The 2,082-nt window shown below is 66.5% G+C and carries 4 protein-coding genes; all 4 read left to right on the forward strand.

Features of this window, described 5'->3' with window-relative positions:
- Window positions 1–519 precede the first annotated feature (519 nt).
- Window positions 520–768 carry a GntR family transcriptional regulator gene (locus PV350_RS23495; protein ID WP_500335874.1) on the forward strand — a complete coding sequence of 83 codons (249 nt, stop codon included), beginning with the start codon at window positions 520–522 and terminating at the stop codon, window positions 766–768.
- A 30-nt stretch (window positions 769–798) separates the two neighbouring features.
- Window positions 799–993, forward strand: a complete 195-nt coding sequence (locus PV350_RS23500) for a hypothetical protein (protein ID WP_500335875.1) — start codon at window positions 799–801, stop codon at window positions 991–993.
- 387 nt (window positions 994–1,380) lie between these two features.
- A complete protein-coding gene (locus PV350_RS23505) occupies window positions 1,381–1,728 on the forward strand; it encodes a DUF6233 domain-containing protein (RefSeq protein WP_500335876.1) in 348 nt (115 codons plus the stop codon).
- An 83-nt stretch (window positions 1,729–1,811) separates the two neighbouring features.
- On the forward strand, window positions 1,812–2,082 hold a 271-nt coding region (locus tag PV350_RS23510; RefSeq protein ID WP_500335877.1), incomplete at its 3' end, for a hypothetical protein.

Raw genomic sequence — 2,082 nt, forward strand, 5'->3', positions numbered from 1 at the left:
GATTTTTTGTTGGGAGTGTAAGTGTTTTATAAGGGCAAGGGGGTGGGCCGGCACTCGGGTGGAGGAGTCGGTCATGGCCGCCTGCCTCCGGGGGTCGGGCGGGTATCCTCGTACCGCACGCTGCCGTCACCCGGCGGGCCCTCCCAGTCCGAGACCGGGACGATCCCGTACGCAGACCGGCAGGTCGGGCAGGCGTACACGCCTCGGCCAGGACCAGAGGCGACCTCAACGATGCCGACCAGGATCGGATCGGCCACGAACGCGTTGTGCCAGGTGCACCACTGCGTGCGGGTGCTGTCGCTCTTCGAAACCTCTGCCCAAGGGCTGTGGTCATGGGTATCTTTCGGCATGTCGACCCCTCTCCGGTCGGCTGCCCTCGGGGGCCGTGAGGCGGCTCCTGGGGGCCCTTCTCTCTGTCTCTCGGTGCCGACGATACCCCTAGTGCAGGGTAGTACACCCCCCTGAGTGGCCTAGTACTACGGATCGCGGGCGCGTGTGGTGCGTGCCTACGGTGCACTCATGATCGATGAGTGGGCTGAGGACCGACCGAAGTGGGAGCAGATCGCCGACGTGATCCGGGAGCGGATCGCCGACGGCACCTACCCACCGCGGTCCCGCGTGCCGTCGGTGCAGCAGCTCGTCGCCGACACCGGGGTCGCCGTCGACACCGCCCAGAAGGTGCTGGCGAACCTTCGCGAGGAGGGCGTGATCTACACCGTTCGCGGTCTGGGCAGCTTCGTCGCCGAGCAGCCGCCGGCCGACGCCTGATCGCTCTGACCTGTCGCTTATCGTGCACTTATGAAGAACATCCTGCGGGCCGTCCTCGCGCTGACCTTCGCCGTCACCGGGGTCCGCATCATCGTCGCCGCAGCCACGGACCCTGCCGGTGTCAACTTCGTCCACATGGCGATCGGCGCCATTGTGATCTGGGCGGCATGGGTGATCGCACGGCCTGCTGTGCGCTCTCTATCGGAGCGACGCGAGGATGCCTGAGGAGGGCGTGATCCACACCGCGTGCGGTCTGGGTTCGTTCGTCGCTGAGCCGACCGCCGAGGCGTGAGCGCAAAGGGCTGACAGCCCAGCCAGCTAGCCCTACCGTTCCGCCATGAAAACCACACTCTGGACAGTTCTCGCCTTCGCCTGCGGATTCCTGACCCTCGCCAGCTTCACCGGCGTCATTGCCGGGTTCCGAACCAGCCTCCTCGATGTGGCTCTCGCCGGTGTCCTTACCTTTGCCTTCGGTGCGGCCACTCGCGGATCCTGGCGCAAGGCAAGAGGTCCGAGAACCTGGAAACTGCCCGGCCCCCGGAACGTGAGGATCGGCCTTGGTGGCGCTAGAGGCAGTCGCTAGACCGGCCGACCACGCATACAATCGAACATGTGCGCGAGCTGCCTGCCGACCTGGAACGACTGCGGGTGATCCGCCTGTACCTGGGACTGCAGCTCGATGGGGTCGACGCGAAGATCCGCGAGGTCGAGGTGCGGCAGGAGTGGAAAGACGTCCCCGCACCGCCGAGGCGTGAGCGCTCACTGGGTCAGGGTGGCGTCGGGTGGCGCCTCCAGCATGTGCCGGACGGCGGGTCCGTCAGCGCCGTCGTGCATCGGGGCGACTGTCCGAAGGCGGCCGGCGGATGGCTCAGTCGGTCCGAGCTAGACATCGCGCTGAAGATGCCGGAGGTCTCGGTCTGTCTGCACTGCCGCCCGGATCGCGCCGGCCCTACCTTCTGAGGGCACCCCGCGGTCTGGGCGTAACGGGACGCATTCCTCGCGATTGTGCACCCGGAAGGCACCACTCCAGCCAGGATCGACGTATGATCCGACCGCGCTTTCACCCCGGCGATGGACGTCCCCGGTATGTAGGTCCCGCCATCGTCGTCTTTCCAGATGGACGTGAAGTCCCCGTAACGGCATCCCTCGTGCTGCGCCTGGATCCGGCGACGGTGGAGAACTTCAGCTATGACCGGCACAGCACATGGGCTGGCAGTGTCACGCTGACTGATCGCGAGATGGGCGTGGATCTCTTCGATGCGGCACCCGGCATCCTGCGCATGCCCGACGGCCGCCAAGGCGAGTTCATGGCCA

This window comes from Streptomyces sp. PA03-6a (assembly GCF_033792765.1).
Lineage (GTDB): Bacteria > Actinomycetota > Actinomycetes > Streptomycetales > Streptomycetaceae > Actinacidiphila.